Here is a 13,135-nt window from a genome sequence, read left to right on the forward strand (position 1 = left end):
GTCCCGGCTTGATTGCTCGGGGCCGTTTTCATTACTCCAGCCCCAAGGCCCGACCGTATGCGCGTCTACCTGCCCACCGACGGGACCCGTAAACCGGCTCCGTCCCATCTGATGCATCTGTGCCCGGCGGCCCACATGGCGGGCCAGGCGGACCTCCCCGCCCACTGGGTGACGGACGCCAACGAGCCGGTGCAATTCACGGTGGATTTCATCGTCGGTGAGGCCGAAGTCGAAGACGAGCTCGGCCGCTACATGGTCGCGCACAAGCTCGCAAAGCGCACCAAGCTGCTGCTGCCCAGCACCTGATCCCTCGGAGGCTCCCGTGCCATTTGTCGACAAGACTCGTTCCACCGACTTCTGGGAGCCGGGAGCTTTCGGGCCGGTCTGCCAGCTGTACGGCATCCCGACCCTGCCCACCGCGTTCCCGACCACCATCGCGGGCAGCGGGGCCTATGACAGCGGCCTGGTCTGCGCCGATGGCTTCAAGGCCATGGCGCTGGGGCTGACCGCCGACCAGTCGGGCTCGATGCAGATCACTCGTTATCTCGACCCAAACGGGCTGGTGCTGCAAGGCGGCCCGGTGTCCATCGCGCTGGTGGGCGGCCAGGCGAAGCTGATCAACATCACCGACGCGCTGCCGTTCGCCTACTACCGGGTGCAGATCACCAATGGAGCAGGCTCGCTGATGACGATCACCAACGCTTGCCTGCTTCTCAACGCGGCCTGAGTTTGGCAGGCGTTTATAAGACAATTATCCTAATTATATACCTGACAAATCGGAAAACGTCCTACGGTCATTCGCGACAGGCCGGCGCTCAAACCCCTGCTTCGGATGAGGCGGGGGGCTTCCCTGCGCCCACACCGAAAATGGTTGAGGCCGGGGCTCGCGAAATCGAGGATTTGTTCGGCTTGTACGGAGAGAACGCCGCTATTCGTATTTGGGAGGCGATGCTCGGCAGCGCGCCCGAATCGTATAGACAAGCTCTTGCAGCTCGTCTTGGCATTCCACAAACCGGTCAGTGAAATAACCCACTTCCCTTGAAGTTAGCGAGTAGGTGGCTTTGTGCCCCGTGCCCCGGCTTTCGAACGAAGTTTCGAGGAAGAATCTAAGGTTTTTGTCGTTTTCCTCGCGCCGCAGAACGATGCCATGCGCGATATCGTTACGACGTGGTGAGAAGTTGTCTGCCCGGTCAACGGCGCTCTTGAAGGGTGGCTGAAGATCGTCAAAGCCGTTCAGGCGGAAGAACACGCCAGCGGCTTTGCGCAAAACGGATGTGCGTGTTTTGAAGCCGATTATTGCGGCGTAGGCTTCGAGGGCTGGGTAGGAGTGAAACGACACAGCGCCGGTAGCGTGTCGGTTCATGAAGGTTGAGAACAGCTGGCTGAGCGTGAACTCGACCATTTGCCATCGTGACGTGGCCAGTCCAACGGCGGCGTATAATGTGGTTGGGTCGGCGTCGCCCACCGTAGGCATCGGACGCCGGTGGTACTCTTTGGCGGGTTGCATGGCACAAGATCCTGGCGTCGACGAAAAGAAGCGAGACGAGGTGCTGAAGCGCATGCTCACCACCCCGCCGAAGAAGCACGAGACGGAGAAACGGGATGAGCATGCTCGAACGAGAACTGGTCCGCGTTCAAAGAGCGATGGCGACCGCAAGCGCTGATCGCCATCGCGAGCTCTATGTCGTGCAGCAAGCGCTGGCTTGGGCCTCAGACCCTGAGTGCTACAGGCGGCCTTTGCTGACCGTCATGGGCACTCAGGCAGAGCCAGAAGGTTGTTCGGCTCCCGCCCATCAGCCTCAGTCCGCAGATATTTGTGACCGCGCGCGCTGATTTCGACACGAACCATCACTCGGCGTCCGTTCATCGCGACGAAGAACTCCCACTCGCCGTTCTCGATGTGGCGGATAGCCTCATGGAGGCTCAGCTTCCAGTGGCTCGTTTCATAGCCGCCGACATGCGTGATGGCGTGATACGGGTCTTGCCTTGGGTCTTTGTTGATGCACTTGATTTGTGCCGTTTGGGTAGCCATTTCGCGCTCCTGCGCTTGAAGCCGAGCTTGACCAAAGGCGACAAATCAGAGCTAACTCTGATTGCTTGAATAGCCTGTTCCGCAGCCCGGCTGGGTTTGTGCGGGTCAGAAAACAAGTGAGCGGCGACCCTCCCACAGGTCGCCGTTCTTGTTTCTCAAGTTCAACAAGCATCCGACCCGATTCTCTCTGGAGAGTCGAGCCCGCCTTTCTTGGATATTCACGGATCTTTCAGCTGAGCGCGGCGCCAGCGTAGAAAACGCGCCACCTGCTGCTTACGCGAGGTCGGCGCTGTCAATCCGCCGATAGGTAAGGCGCTTGCCGCTGATGCCTTCAAGGGCCTTCTCGGCGCGCTCCACGTCGCTGCATCCAAGCGCAATGCGATGGTTGTAGCGGAACGAGAACTCGTGAAGATAGCGGTGAAGGTGCTTCTCGGCGCAATGCTGATAGACGCCCTTCATGCCGCGGGTCGAGAACACCCGTTCCCAACGCCTTTCAGGGCGAACTCGGCCCGCTTAACAACGGCCCAGGTGCTTTTGATCGGCTTTTTTTGCGGCAATCGGGGACTGCGGACCGCCGCCGCCGCGGGCCACTAGCCGAGTCCGTTTCTGCATCTGACGGGCTTCTCGGATTAATCAGCGAGCAGAGCGCCTGACCTGCTGCTTGCGTGAGGTCGGCACTAATTGGCCGCCCATAGGTCAGCGCTGAGCTTTCCAAGCAACGCTGCGGAGCTACTCGGACGGGCGTGAGGCTGCCTAGGCCCGGTCCCGACCACAGGCCACCCACGGGCACAGCGTCAATCTTACTACCAGCGCCTGCCTGCTGCTCAACGCCGCGTGAGGATCCCATGCCGTCCAGCTACCTGCTCAGCGCAGACTACAGCACCTTCGGGGTGCCGAACGCGACCGCTGCGCAGGTGCAGCAGGCGAGCGCCATCGTAGACGCCGCGATCGGCCGTCCCGAGGGCCTTGCCTGGGCGGCTGGCGCGGACGGCTCGCCCTGCTACATGGCGGGCCTTGACCCCACGGGCAGCCTCGCGCTCCCGGCCTCGATCGCGCCCGGCGCAAATGTCGCCGTCGCCGCGCCGGCCTATATCTGCCGCCCCGACATGCTCGGCCAGGTGGTGGTCCTCGACCGGGCCGACATCACAAAAACCGAGGCGGCGGTCATCAGCGCCGTCGGTGCCGCCTCCATCACGCTGGACAAGGTCACTTACGCGCACGCGCAGGGCTCATTCGCTGAATGGGGCCTCGTGATCACGGAGGAGCGCCCGCTCCCGGCCAAGCGCACCATCGGCCGCATTATGCGCACCCCGGTGGTGCGGGTGATCTCGGCGCTGGGTCGCTACGGCCAGCTGCGGCGCTCGCAGTCGGTGGGCATGGCGCAGGGTTTCAACCTGCTCGCCATCTCGCAGACCTTCGGCGGCCCGCCGCCATGGACGCTGATGGACTGCTCCCAGATTAGCGCGTCGCCCACGACCGGCGAGCTGTGGCTGCCTCAAGGGATATACGGGGTGAGCTGGAGCGAGTTCAAGGCGAACTTCGTCTGCGGCTACAACCAGACGACGCTGCCCAGCCAACTGCGCACGGCCTGCGCCAAGATCGTCGCCCAGCTCCAGACCTTCCCCGAGATCAGCGGCAACGTGCGGCTCTACAAGGCCGGCGATACCGAGGTGCAGCGCTTCACCGACTCGGTGCTCGACGCCGAAACCAAGGCCTATCTCGATCCCTTCCGGCTCCGCGCCTTCGTCTGAGGAGGCCCAAATGAGCTTCATCTACCCGCGCACCATCTCGGTGCGACGCCCCTCCGCGCCCAGTGGACGCGGGGCCGTCGGCTATCAGGGCCTGCAGGCGAGCGACGAGAGCGTGATCGCCAGCGGGCTCGCCGCCTCGATCCAGGAAAGCGGCACGGCCTCGCGCACCGACGCCGGGCTTCCGGCCGACGCTTTCTCCTCGACCATCTGGCGCATCTTCATCCCGCAGCTGCCCGACGGCCAGCTCCGCAACCGCGACATCATCGTGGACGACCAGGGCCGGCGCTTCCAGGTGGTCGCGGCCTACTGGAACTCGCTGGGCTATAACGCCCGGTGCCACATCATGGAGACCTGACATGGCGGACGTCCACGACGTCGAAAACGCGCTGGTCTCCATCATCGCGGCGGCGATCTACCCCAACGGCACCGGCCAGCCTTCCGCGATCGGCGCGGGCTGCCGCATCTTCCCCGGCTGGCCCAAGCCGCAGGGCCTCGACGCCGATCTTCTCGCCGGGATCGTCAACATCTCGGTCTTCACCACGCCGAACGCCTCGACCAACACCTCCCGTTTCCCGAAAACCTGGCATCCGCTTCAAGCGCCCGCCAAAACGCTCAACGCCGTGGCGGCAGGGCAGGGGATCACTTTCTCGGGCGCGGTCACCGTGCCTGAGAACGTCTCGGTGGGCGTCAACGGCAAGCCCTCCAGCTACGCCGTGCAGGCGGGCGACACGCTCACCACGATCGCCACCGCGGTCGCCGCGATGGTGAGCCCTGATCTGGCTGGCGTCTCGTCTTCGGGCGCGACGGTTACCTTCCCGTCCACCGCCCGCATCGAGGTGCGGATCGGCGGCGCCGCGAATGCAGTGAGGGAGCTACGCCGCCAGCAGCAGCGCTTCCAGGTGACGGTCTGGGCCGCAAGCCCGACGGCGCGGGCGGCTGCCGCCAAGCTGGTCGACGCAAAGCTGGCGGCGCTCAACTTCATCACCATGCCGGACGGGGTTGCGGCGCGGCTCACCTATTTCGGCACCGCCTCGATCGACAACGCCGAGAAGGAAGGCCTCTACCGGCGCGACATTTTCTACACCGTGGAATACGCCACCACCGAGACGGAGCTCGAGTACGAGATCACCGTGGTGCAGCTCAACGTGGGAGACGGCACCGTGATCAGCCTCAAGCACGTCCCGGCCGTGGATGCGCCGCCCGCCTATGGCGACGTCACCACCGCCTCGGTTGCGGGCGTCCTCACCATCGACCTGGCGCTCGGCAGCGTCTTCCGCTTCACACTCAGCGAGAACGTCACGTCCGTGGCGTTCCTCAACCGCCCGCCTGCAGGCTCCATCCGGCGCATCGAGCTGGTGGCGACGCAGGACGGCGTCGGCGGGCGCACGATCGCGGCCTCGGCCTGGCCCGCAGGCTCCACGAGCGCCAGCGGCGCGGCTCCGCAGCTCTCCGTGGCGGCGGGCGCGTCGGACATTATCGTGGTGGAGCTGGGCGCCACGGCGACCTCGGCCACCCTCGTCGGCCAGAACTACCGCGCCTTTAACTGATCCCGGGCCTCGCGCCCATTCCCTCCAGGCCGCCTTCGGGCGGCTTTCGCGTTTCAGGAGCCCATCCATTCACAGTGAGAACCAGGTCGCGATCGAGCGCGCGGCGGCTGCGGTCGCGTTCGGCGGCGGTCACGGCGAGGACGCCCGCATCCATGGCCGCTACCGCGTCGAGTGCCTCGACAGCGAGGGCAAGGTCAAATGGGTCGAGGAGTTCAATAACCTCGTCACCAACGTCGGCAAGATCGACGCGCTCGACAAGTACCTCGCCGGCTCGGCCTACACGGCGGCGTTCTATCTCGGCCTCGTCGACGGCGGCTCGGCTCCGACCTTCAACGCGGCCGACACCATGGCCTCCCATGCGGGCTGGACAGAGGTTGTGGCCTATGCGGCTGCGACCCGCCCGGCTCCGACCTGGAACGCGGCCACCGGCACGGGCGGCGGCGCGGGCACGGCTGGCACCGGCTCCAAGGCCACCACGGCGACGGCCTTCGCGATCAACGGCACGGCCACGATCGCGGGCGTCTTCCTGACCACGGTGAACACCAAGTCGGGCACCACCGGCACGCTGTTCAGCGCCGGCGCTTTCACGGGCGGCAACCGCGCCGTGGTGAACGGCGACACGCTGAACGTCACCTATACCGCGCAGAACTGAGGAGCGCTCCCGATGACCGAGATGAAAAAGGGCGACACCGTCCGCGTGGTGCAGCCGGTGGTCCAGGGCGAGATCGTCGCCGCCCGCGTGGATGACGACGCCAACTTCCTGTTCGTGGTCCGCTGGACCGACGAGACGGGCGAGCACGAGCGCCCCTTCAAGCAAAGCGAGCTGGAGCCGGTCGCGGCTCCCGCCTCCTGACGACCCGGGCCGCTCCTTCGGGGGCGGCCTCCTTCCCCTGAGCTGAACCGGGAGAGCGCCCATGGCCACCGTCAACTGGATCGGCGGCAGCGGCACGGGCGGCACCTCCGTTTCGGAGGACTTCGACAGCACCAGCTGGGGCTTCGAAGGCGGGATGTCCGTCGTCAAGAACGGCGTCGCCAACCCGATCAACGGCGCGCTGACGGCCGACACGATCACCTGGACCGGGCCTTACGCCACCTTCAAGCAGAACAATGGCCTCACGGTCGTCGCCGGTGAGAAAATCTGCTTCTCCATCTACGCCCGCAAGGCGACGTGGAGCTGCAATTTCAAGTTCTACCTGCTCTCCACCGGCTATGTGACGATTCAGGACGTCTCCTTCGACGTCAACGGCTCGACTGGCGCCTTCACCGCGGTGGACGCCTATTCGCGGGTGGTCGACCTCGGCAACGGCTGGCTGCGCATCTCTGGCGGCATGACGATCGCGAGCGCCGGCACCTATCTGCCCTACTGCGGCATGATGAGCCTTGGCGCTCAGTCGGTCGACGTCTGGGGAGCGATGCTCGAAAAGGGCTCGCTGCTCCCGACCCGCTACCAGCCCGACAATGCGCTGGGCGCGACCGGCCCCACCACGACGCTGAACCCGGCCAACAAGTCCTCCTTCGCCACCCTGGCGGATGACAACCGGACATTCAGCAACGGCTTTAGCGCCAACGCCAGCGCCGTCGCCATCGCGAGCGTGTCTTCGGGCTTGATCTACTTCGAGGCCGAGATCCACAGCACCGGCTACTCGGGCAACAATTGGTGCGTCGGCATCGGCAACAGCAGCTATGCGCTGGCGGTCGACCCCTACAACTCGGCCAACGCGATCGGGCTCTATCGCAGTTATGCGGCCGGAAACGCCCAAGCCGGAACGGGCGGCTCCAGCCTCATCGCGCTCGCCGCGGCCGGCGCCCGGGGCGACGTCGTCGGCGTCTGCTTCAACCCGACCACCAAAAAGGCATGGTTCCGCCTCAACGCCGGGCTCTGGAACAACAGCGGCACGGCCGACCCGGTTTCGGGCGTGGGCGGCGTCGCGTGGACGTTCTCGGGGCCCTATTTCCCCGTCATCGCCTGCGACGACACCAACGAAGTCGCCACCATGCGCTTCGCCCCGGCCTCGTGGGGCTTCACCCCGCCGACCGGCGCCACCTCGATCACCGGCGCGCTGTGGACCCCGGCCAACCTCACCACGCGCCCGGTCGCCGAGTTCAACGCGGATGACGTGCCGTGGAGCGGGACCGCCTTCGCCGACTGCGCGAACACCGGCACGATGGGCGGCACCTGGGGCATCGGCACCACCGCCACTCCCGCCAAGGGATCAGCGCCCGTCAACGGCCACCTCCCGGCCGTGTTCAGCGGCGGGCAGGGCCTACGCACCAGCCTCACCGCGAACCTGCCGGCTGGAACGTCCAAGCAGGTTTTCGCTGTCGTCAAGGGCCTGTCTGACACCCACGGCGCGCTGATCGGGCAGAATTGGGGCGTCAACTTTGGCGACGTTTGGTACGTCCGCGACGGTGGCCACATGGTCGCCTACAGCGGCACGCCGTCCGGCCTGTCGCAATATCAGAGCGGCGGCGATCCCGGCGCGGGGCTTGCCGCCCTCACAGTTCGCTTCTCGACCGATGGCTATGCGCTGCCGCATCAGATGCGGATCAACGGCGTCGCCGATCTGTCCTTTGTTAGCAACCCCACATACGCCATCGCCAGCGACACCGACGACTTCTGGCTCGGCGAGTCGGGCAACCACTTCGGTAATGAGTTCCTGAACGGCCAGGTGCTCTACGCCATGGAGAGCGTCGGCCTGCCCGACACCGAGGTCCAGAAGCTCGAAGGCTGGGCCTCCTGGTACTATGCGGGCGACGGCTCGCTGCTGCCGGTGGGCCACCCCTACAAGAGCGCGCCGCCGACGATTTCGGCGGGCGGCACGACCTACTCCGTCTCGCTGGCCGAAACCGCCACCGCGCTGGAAAGCTCCGTCTCGGTGCTGGCTCTCGCCGCAGCCTCCTCGGAGGTTGCGACCGCGATCCACGCGCAGACCAGCTCGGCCGCGTTCGGCTCGGCCGCCACGGAAGCCGCCACCGCGATTCACGCCCAGACGGCGACGGAAACCCGCGTCGGCGCGACCACCGAAGCCGCCACGGTCACGCAGGCCCAGACCAACACCTGGTCGGGCGCATCGGCGACCACCGAAGCCGCCACGGCCACGGACAGCAGCACGGGGCCTCTCACCCGCGTCGGCGCTCTCAGCGAGCCGGCTGCGGCGACGGACGCCTCGGCGAGCGGCATGGCGGCCGGCGCATCCGCAACCGAGCTGGCGGCGCAGGCCGACACCTCGGTCAGCTCGACGGCGAACGGCGGCGTGGACGCGATCGAGTTGGCGGCCCAGCTGGACAGCTCGGCCACGCAGCTCGCCGCGGTCGCAGCCGCATCAGAGCCCGCCGTCGCGGTTGACGCGCAGGCGAGCGTCCTGACGGCGCTGGCGGCGGCCACGGAAGCGGCGACAGCCACGCATGCGCAGACCAGCGCCGCCGCCTTCGGCAGCGCCAGGATCGAGGCTGCGACCGGGCTGGACGCCTCCACCACGGCCATGGCCGCAGGTGCGGCCGCAACCGAAACGGCGCTCGTGCTCGACTTCTCCGACTGGGGCGGCGGCACGATCTACCCGGCGAGCGCGATCGAGGCTGCGACGGCGGTGGATGCGGTGGCGGCGTTCATGGCTGCGGTCGCCTCGATCGCCGAACTCGCTGGAGCCACAGAGACGGTCGCTGGCGGCCTCCAGGCGGTTGCCGCGTCCACTGAGGCGGCCAATGCGACCGACGCCGCCAGCGCCGTCCGCAGCTTGACTGCCGCGCAAACCGTAACCGCCACCCTGGTGGAGCTGTCGGCGTCGAGCCAGGCGGCGCTCGCCATCGTGCTGGAGGCGGTCGCCGGCAATGACGTCCTCACCAACGTGATGGTGATGGCGGTGGCGCTGGTGGAAGCCTCGCCGGTCTTCGGCGTGCAGACCGGAACCATCGCCGGCCAGGTGGTCGCCTACACGTCCACCGCCGCACTCCTCCTCCTGCTGTGAAAGGGCTCAACCTTGCGCCTCCTCGTCACGTCGCCCTTCCTCGACCGGAAGGTGGGCGACTACGTCACCAACCCGGCTGAGCAAGCCTCCATTCTCGCCAGCGGCCGGGCGGCCTTCGTGCTGCTCGTGCCCGACGCCGAACCCGCCCCGGCGTCCGCGCCCAAAGAGCCAGCACCGGTCGACAAGCCCGAGGCCTGATCGCCCCACCCGTCGCCCCCGGCCCGCCTCTAAGCGGGCCTTTTTTGTTGAGGGAAACTCCACATGATCGTCCAACAGGGCTCGATCAACACCACCGCGCTGGTGACGCCCGACCTTTACGTCCAAATCGTTCCGCCGAGCGTCTATCTGCTCAACGGCGTGCCGACCAACATCGCCGGCCTCGTCGGCACGGCGCAGTGGGGCCCGGTTAACTCGCCCACGATCGTCGGCAACCTCGCCGACTTCACCCGCCAGTTCGGCAACATCCAGAATCGCAAGTATGACGTCGGCACCGCGCTGGCGGCTGCCGTCCTGCAGGGCGGCTCTGGCGCCTACTACGTCGTCCGCGTGACCGACGGCACCGACGTCGCCGCCACGATCGCGGTGCTCACCAACTGCATCACCTTCACCTCGAAGTGGACCGGCACGCTCGGCAACTCCTGCCAGGTCACGATCGCGACCGGCTCGGCCGCCAACTCCTACAAGGTCATGGTCGCCCAGCCCGGCCAGCAGCCGGAGGTCTTCGACAACATCACCGGCACGGGCAACGCCCTGTGGGTGAACATGGCCGCCGCCATCACCAACGGCCAGAACGCGCTGCGCGGCCCCTCGCAGATCATCAAGGCCACGGCGGGCGCCGGCGCGACCGCAGCCTCGCTGGCGACCTACTCGCTTGCGGGCGGCACGGACGGGATCGCGACCATCACCAGCGCGGTGCTGATCGGTCAGGACACCGTGCCGCGCAAGGGCATGTATGCGCTGCGCAACCTCGCCGTCTCGGTGGCCGCGCTGGTCGACTGCGACGACACCACGGTCTACACGACCCAGGTGAGCTTCGGCCTCTCCGAAGGCGTCTATATGATCGCCACCGGCCCGGCTGGCGACACCATCTCGAACGCGGTCTCGGCCAAGAACACGGCCGGCATCGACAGCTACGCCATCAAGATCCTGTTTGGCGACTGGTGCCTGTTTAACGACACCGTCAACGGCGTGCAGCGCCTGATCTCGCCGCAGGGCTTTGTGGTGGGGCTGCTCTCCAACCTCGCGCCCAACCAGTCGACGCTGAATAAGCCCATGCAGGGCATCATCGGCACGCAGAAAACCATCGCCAACCAGGTCTACTCGGGCGCCGAACTGCAGACGCTGGCCGCGGCGGGCTTCGACCTGATCACCAACCCACTGCCGCGCGGCCCGGCCTATGGCTGCCGCTTCGGCCGGAACACCTCGTCCAACGCGGTGATCCACGGCGACAACTACACGCGGATGACCAACTACATCGCCGCGACGCTAAACGCCGGCATGGGCATCTATGTCGGTCAGCTGCAGAGCGCCGACGTGCGCCGCAACGCCAAGGTGACGCTGGACAGCTTCCTGCAGGGCCTCGCCGACCAGGATCTGATCGGCAACGCCGACGGCACCACGCCTTTCCAGACCGTTCTGGACAGCACCAACAACCTGCCGTCCCGCGTGGCGCTGGGCTACATGCAGGCTGACGTCAAGGTCCAGTACCTCTCGGTGATCGAGTATTTCCTCGTGAACCTGGAAGGCGGGCAGTCGGTCTCGATCTCCCGCACCTCGACCACCCTCAACAACAACTACTGAGGCCTGAACCATGCCTGTGAACGGCTTCTCGGTCGGGCGCGACATCGCGCTCGACATCTTCGACGCGAACACGCGCGCCACAATCGCCATCAACACCATCACGGACTTCGACCGCAAACAGCGGACGCAGCGCGTCGAGGTCAAGGCGCTGAACGGCGTGGTGAGCTTCCTCGAGCTCCCGCAGGGCTGGGAGGGCTCCATCGGACTGGAGCGCTCCGACCGCGTGCTGGACGACTTCATCGCCGCGCTGGAGGGCGCCTACTACTCGGGCGGCAACGTCAAGACGGCCTCGATCACCGAGACCATCACCGAGCCGGACGGCACCGTCAGCCAGTACCGCTACGAGGGCTGCGTCTTCAAGCTCGACGACGCCGGCGCCTGGAAGGGCGATAGCTCGGTAAAACAAAAGCTCGCCTGGGTCGCGAGCAAGCGCCGGAAGGTCATCTGATCACCATGAACGTCACCATCCACGAGGCGGGGGCTGTAGCGGCCCCCGCCGCCAACGCGACTGCCCCCGCTACCGCCGAAACCCCCTCGCAGAAGATCGTCAAAGCCGCCGACCGGCGCGCCACGGCGACCGACGACGAGGGCCGGGTGATCGAGGTGAAGGCGCTCACCGCGCTCGACCTCTACCGCCTCACCAAGCTGCTCGGAGCCAATTCGGCCAACCAGCAGGCTCTCAACATCGCCATGAGCGCCTGCTCGGTCACGGCGATCGACGGCGAGCGCATCACGCCGCCCAACAGCGAGCGCGAAATCGAGGCCATGATCCAGCGCCTCGACTTCCACGGCCTCCAGGCCGCCACGATCGCGCTCGTCCAGCTGCAGATCCCAACCTTGGCCGAGGTCAAGGACCAGGCGGGAAACTCCTAAGCGACGCCGGGTTCAGGGAGGCGCTGTTCTTGACCAAGAACGGCGTCCCCTTCGACGTCGCATTCTCGATGGAGCCCGCTATGAGGCTCGCCGCCTGCATCGCCTTCGGGGAGATGGACGGCGGCAAGTGGAACTGGTCCCGCATGGCATGGGAGAACGGCGAATGACCATGACCTTCAACAATCTCGGCGCCTTCGCGACCCATCTGGGCGGCCTCGTGGTGGGCATGGAGCACGCCGAGACGGTGGCGCTCCGCAAGGCGGCGAAGATTGTCCAGACCGAGGCCAAGCGCGTCATCGGCACCTATGAATACGGGTGGACGCCGCTGAAACCCGACACCATCAAGGCCAAGGCGCGGGGCGACACCCCGCTCCTTGAAACCGGCCAGTTGCGCGACAGCATCGGCATCAAGGTGGGCATCGGTAACGCCACCATCGGCTCGAACGAGATGAAGGCGGTCTGGCAGGAGCTGGGCACGAGCCGCATCCCGCCGCGCTCCTTCCTCGTCGCCGCCGCCAAGCACAAGCAAAAGGAAGTCGTCGCCGAGATCGGCAAGGTGATCATCTCGCGGTGGCGTCACCTGTAGGCGACAGCCTTGGCGATCAGGATCGCCGACGTGGTCACAAAGCCCAGCGTCAGGCCGAGCGCGATCTGTAAGGCGCGCCGGAGCGGGCTCACCGACGGCGCTGCTGCCGGTCCTTGTGCGGCCAGGCGCATGACTTCGCCCAACCGATCGGCCGGGATCTCGACGATGCGGTGACCCAGCCAGCTCGCCGCCATCGCGATCGCAGCGACCGCGGTGGGGACGTTGGTGTCGAACCACTCGCCGTTCATCCGCCGCCCCGCCAAGTGCGCCAGCGCCTGCTGCTCCACGGCCAGCGCCGGCCCAGCGCCGCCTTCCACCGCACAGACATACGCGAACGCGAGCGGGAAGGGCGACGCCGTCCTGAGCGTCGCCAGCCGCGCCTCCGGATTGGTCGAAAAGCCGACCTTCACCAGCCCGTGGTCGCCACGGATCACATAGACGAAACCGCTTTCGGCTCGGGGCGCGCCGCCGCCACGAGGGGCGAAGTCTTCCGGCCCCAAGATCATTCCGGTGCGGACGCCGAACACTCGCGGCCAACCCACAAATAAACGCATCAGCAATTCTCCACGGCGTGAGGTATA

Annotated in this window: 17 protein-coding genes and 1 pseudogene; 14 read left to right on the forward strand and 4 right to left on the reverse strand. The window is 66.5% G+C overall.

All coding sequences use genetic code 11. The features are described from left to right. The first annotated feature begins 135 nt into the window (after positions 1–135). Positions 136–306 carry a hypothetical protein gene (locus IEV99_RS07080; RefSeq protein WP_188516967.1) on the forward strand — a complete coding sequence of 57 codons (171 nt, stop codon included), beginning with the start codon at positions 136–138 and terminating at the stop codon, positions 304–306. Between the two features lie 16 nt (positions 307–322). After that, positions 323–727 (forward strand): hypothetical protein, encoded by a 405-nt coding sequence (locus IEV99_RS07085; RefSeq protein ID WP_188516968.1) that lies wholly within the window; start codon positions 323–325, stop codon positions 725–727. Between the two features lie 201 nt (positions 728–928). Here the strand turns inward: IEV99_RS07085 and IEV99_RS07090 are convergent, their stop codons facing one another. The 3 genes and pseudogenes from IEV99_RS07090 to IEV99_RS07100 form a co-directional block, all read right to left on the reverse strand. After that, entirely contained in the window at positions 929–1,507 is a 579-nt protein-coding gene (locus IEV99_RS07090; RefSeq protein ID WP_188516969.1) for a hypothetical protein, read from the reverse strand. A 240-nt stretch (positions 1,508–1,747) separates the two neighbouring features. Beyond that, positions 1,748–2,032 (reverse strand): DUF3892 domain-containing protein, encoded by a 285-nt coding sequence (locus IEV99_RS07095; protein WP_188516970.1) that lies wholly within the window; start codon positions 2,030–2,032, stop codon positions 1,748–1,750. Between the two features lie 273 nt (positions 2,033–2,305). Further along, a pseudogene (locus IEV99_RS07100) lies at positions 2,306–2,497 on the reverse strand (IS1595 family transposase); the annotation flags it as partial. A 380-nt stretch (positions 2,498–2,877) separates the two neighbouring features. Between IEV99_RS07100 and IEV99_RS07105 the strand changes: the two are divergent. The 12 genes from IEV99_RS07105 to IEV99_RS07160 all read left to right on the forward strand — a co-directional run bounded on the left by IEV99_RS07105 (position 2,878) and on the right by IEV99_RS07160 (position 12,554). Then, positions 2,878–3,783: a hypothetical protein gene (locus tag IEV99_RS07105; protein ID WP_188516971.1), complete on the forward strand. Its 906-nt coding sequence runs from the start codon at positions 2,878–2,880 to the stop codon at positions 3,781–3,783. Between the two features lie 10 nt (positions 3,784–3,793). Beyond that, complete coding sequence (locus IEV99_RS07110; RefSeq protein ID WP_188516972.1) at positions 3,794–4,138, forward strand: hypothetical protein; 345 nt, start codon at positions 3,794–3,796, stop codon at positions 4,136–4,138. Between the two features lies 1 nt (position 4,139). Continuing rightward, on the forward strand, positions 4,140–5,330 hold the full coding sequence (locus IEV99_RS07115; protein WP_188516973.1) for a hypothetical protein: 1,191 nt from the start codon (positions 4,140–4,142) through the stop codon (positions 5,328–5,330). 346 nt (positions 5,331–5,676) lie between these two features. Further along, positions 5,677–5,982: a hypothetical protein gene (locus IEV99_RS07120; RefSeq protein WP_188516974.1), complete on the forward strand. Its 306-nt coding sequence runs from the start codon at positions 5,677–5,679 to the stop codon at positions 5,980–5,982. 12 nt (positions 5,983–5,994) lie between these two features. Next, complete coding sequence (locus IEV99_RS07125) at positions 5,995–6,183, forward strand: hypothetical protein (protein ID WP_188516975.1); 189 nt, start codon at positions 5,995–5,997, stop codon at positions 6,181–6,183. 61 nt (positions 6,184–6,244) lie between these two features. Then, a complete protein-coding gene (locus tag IEV99_RS07130) occupies positions 6,245–9,295 on the forward strand; it encodes a phage head spike fiber domain-containing protein (RefSeq protein WP_188516976.1) in 3,051 nt (1,016 codons plus the stop codon). Positions 9,296–9,307: 12 nt separating this feature from the next. Beyond that, positions 9,308–9,493, forward strand: coding sequence for a hypothetical protein (locus IEV99_RS07135; protein WP_188516977.1), 186 nt, complete (start codon positions 9,308–9,310; stop codon positions 9,491–9,493). Positions 9,494–9,556: 63 nt separating this feature from the next. Then, positions 9,557–11,095 (forward strand): phage tail sheath protein, encoded by a 1,539-nt coding sequence (locus tag IEV99_RS07140; RefSeq protein WP_188516978.1) that lies wholly within the window; start codon positions 9,557–9,559, stop codon positions 11,093–11,095. Between the two features lie 10 nt (positions 11,096–11,105). Then, complete coding sequence (locus IEV99_RS07145) at positions 11,106–11,543, forward strand: hypothetical protein (protein ID WP_188516979.1); 438 nt, start codon at positions 11,106–11,108, stop codon at positions 11,541–11,543. Between the two features lie 5 nt (positions 11,544–11,548). Next, positions 11,549–11,968 (forward strand): hypothetical protein, encoded by a 420-nt coding sequence (locus IEV99_RS07150; protein ID WP_188516980.1) that lies wholly within the window; start codon positions 11,549–11,551, stop codon positions 11,966–11,968. Between the two features lie 29 nt (positions 11,969–11,997). Then, positions 11,998–12,135 carry a hypothetical protein gene (locus tag IEV99_RS07155; protein WP_188516981.1) on the forward strand — a complete coding sequence of 46 codons (138 nt, stop codon included), beginning with the start codon at positions 11,998–12,000 and terminating at the stop codon, positions 12,133–12,135. Beyond that, a complete protein-coding gene (locus tag IEV99_RS07160; protein ID WP_188516982.1) occupies positions 12,132–12,554 on the forward strand; it encodes a phage virion morphogenesis protein in 423 nt (140 codons plus the stop codon). Before IEV99_RS07155 ends, IEV99_RS07160 begins: the two co-directional genes overlap by 4 nt. Here the strand turns inward: IEV99_RS07160 and IEV99_RS07165 are convergent. Further along, entirely contained in the window at positions 12,545–13,108 is a 564-nt protein-coding gene (locus tag IEV99_RS07165) for a GIY-YIG nuclease family protein (protein ID WP_188516983.1), read from the reverse strand. The two genes, IEV99_RS07160 and IEV99_RS07165, sit on opposite strands and share 10 nt — an antisense overlap. Positions 13,109–13,135: the final 27 nt, after the last annotated feature.

It is taken from the genome of Alsobacter metallidurans (genome assembly GCF_014636935.1).
GTDB lineage: Bacteria > Pseudomonadota > Alphaproteobacteria > Rhizobiales > Beijerinckiaceae > Alsobacter > Alsobacter metallidurans.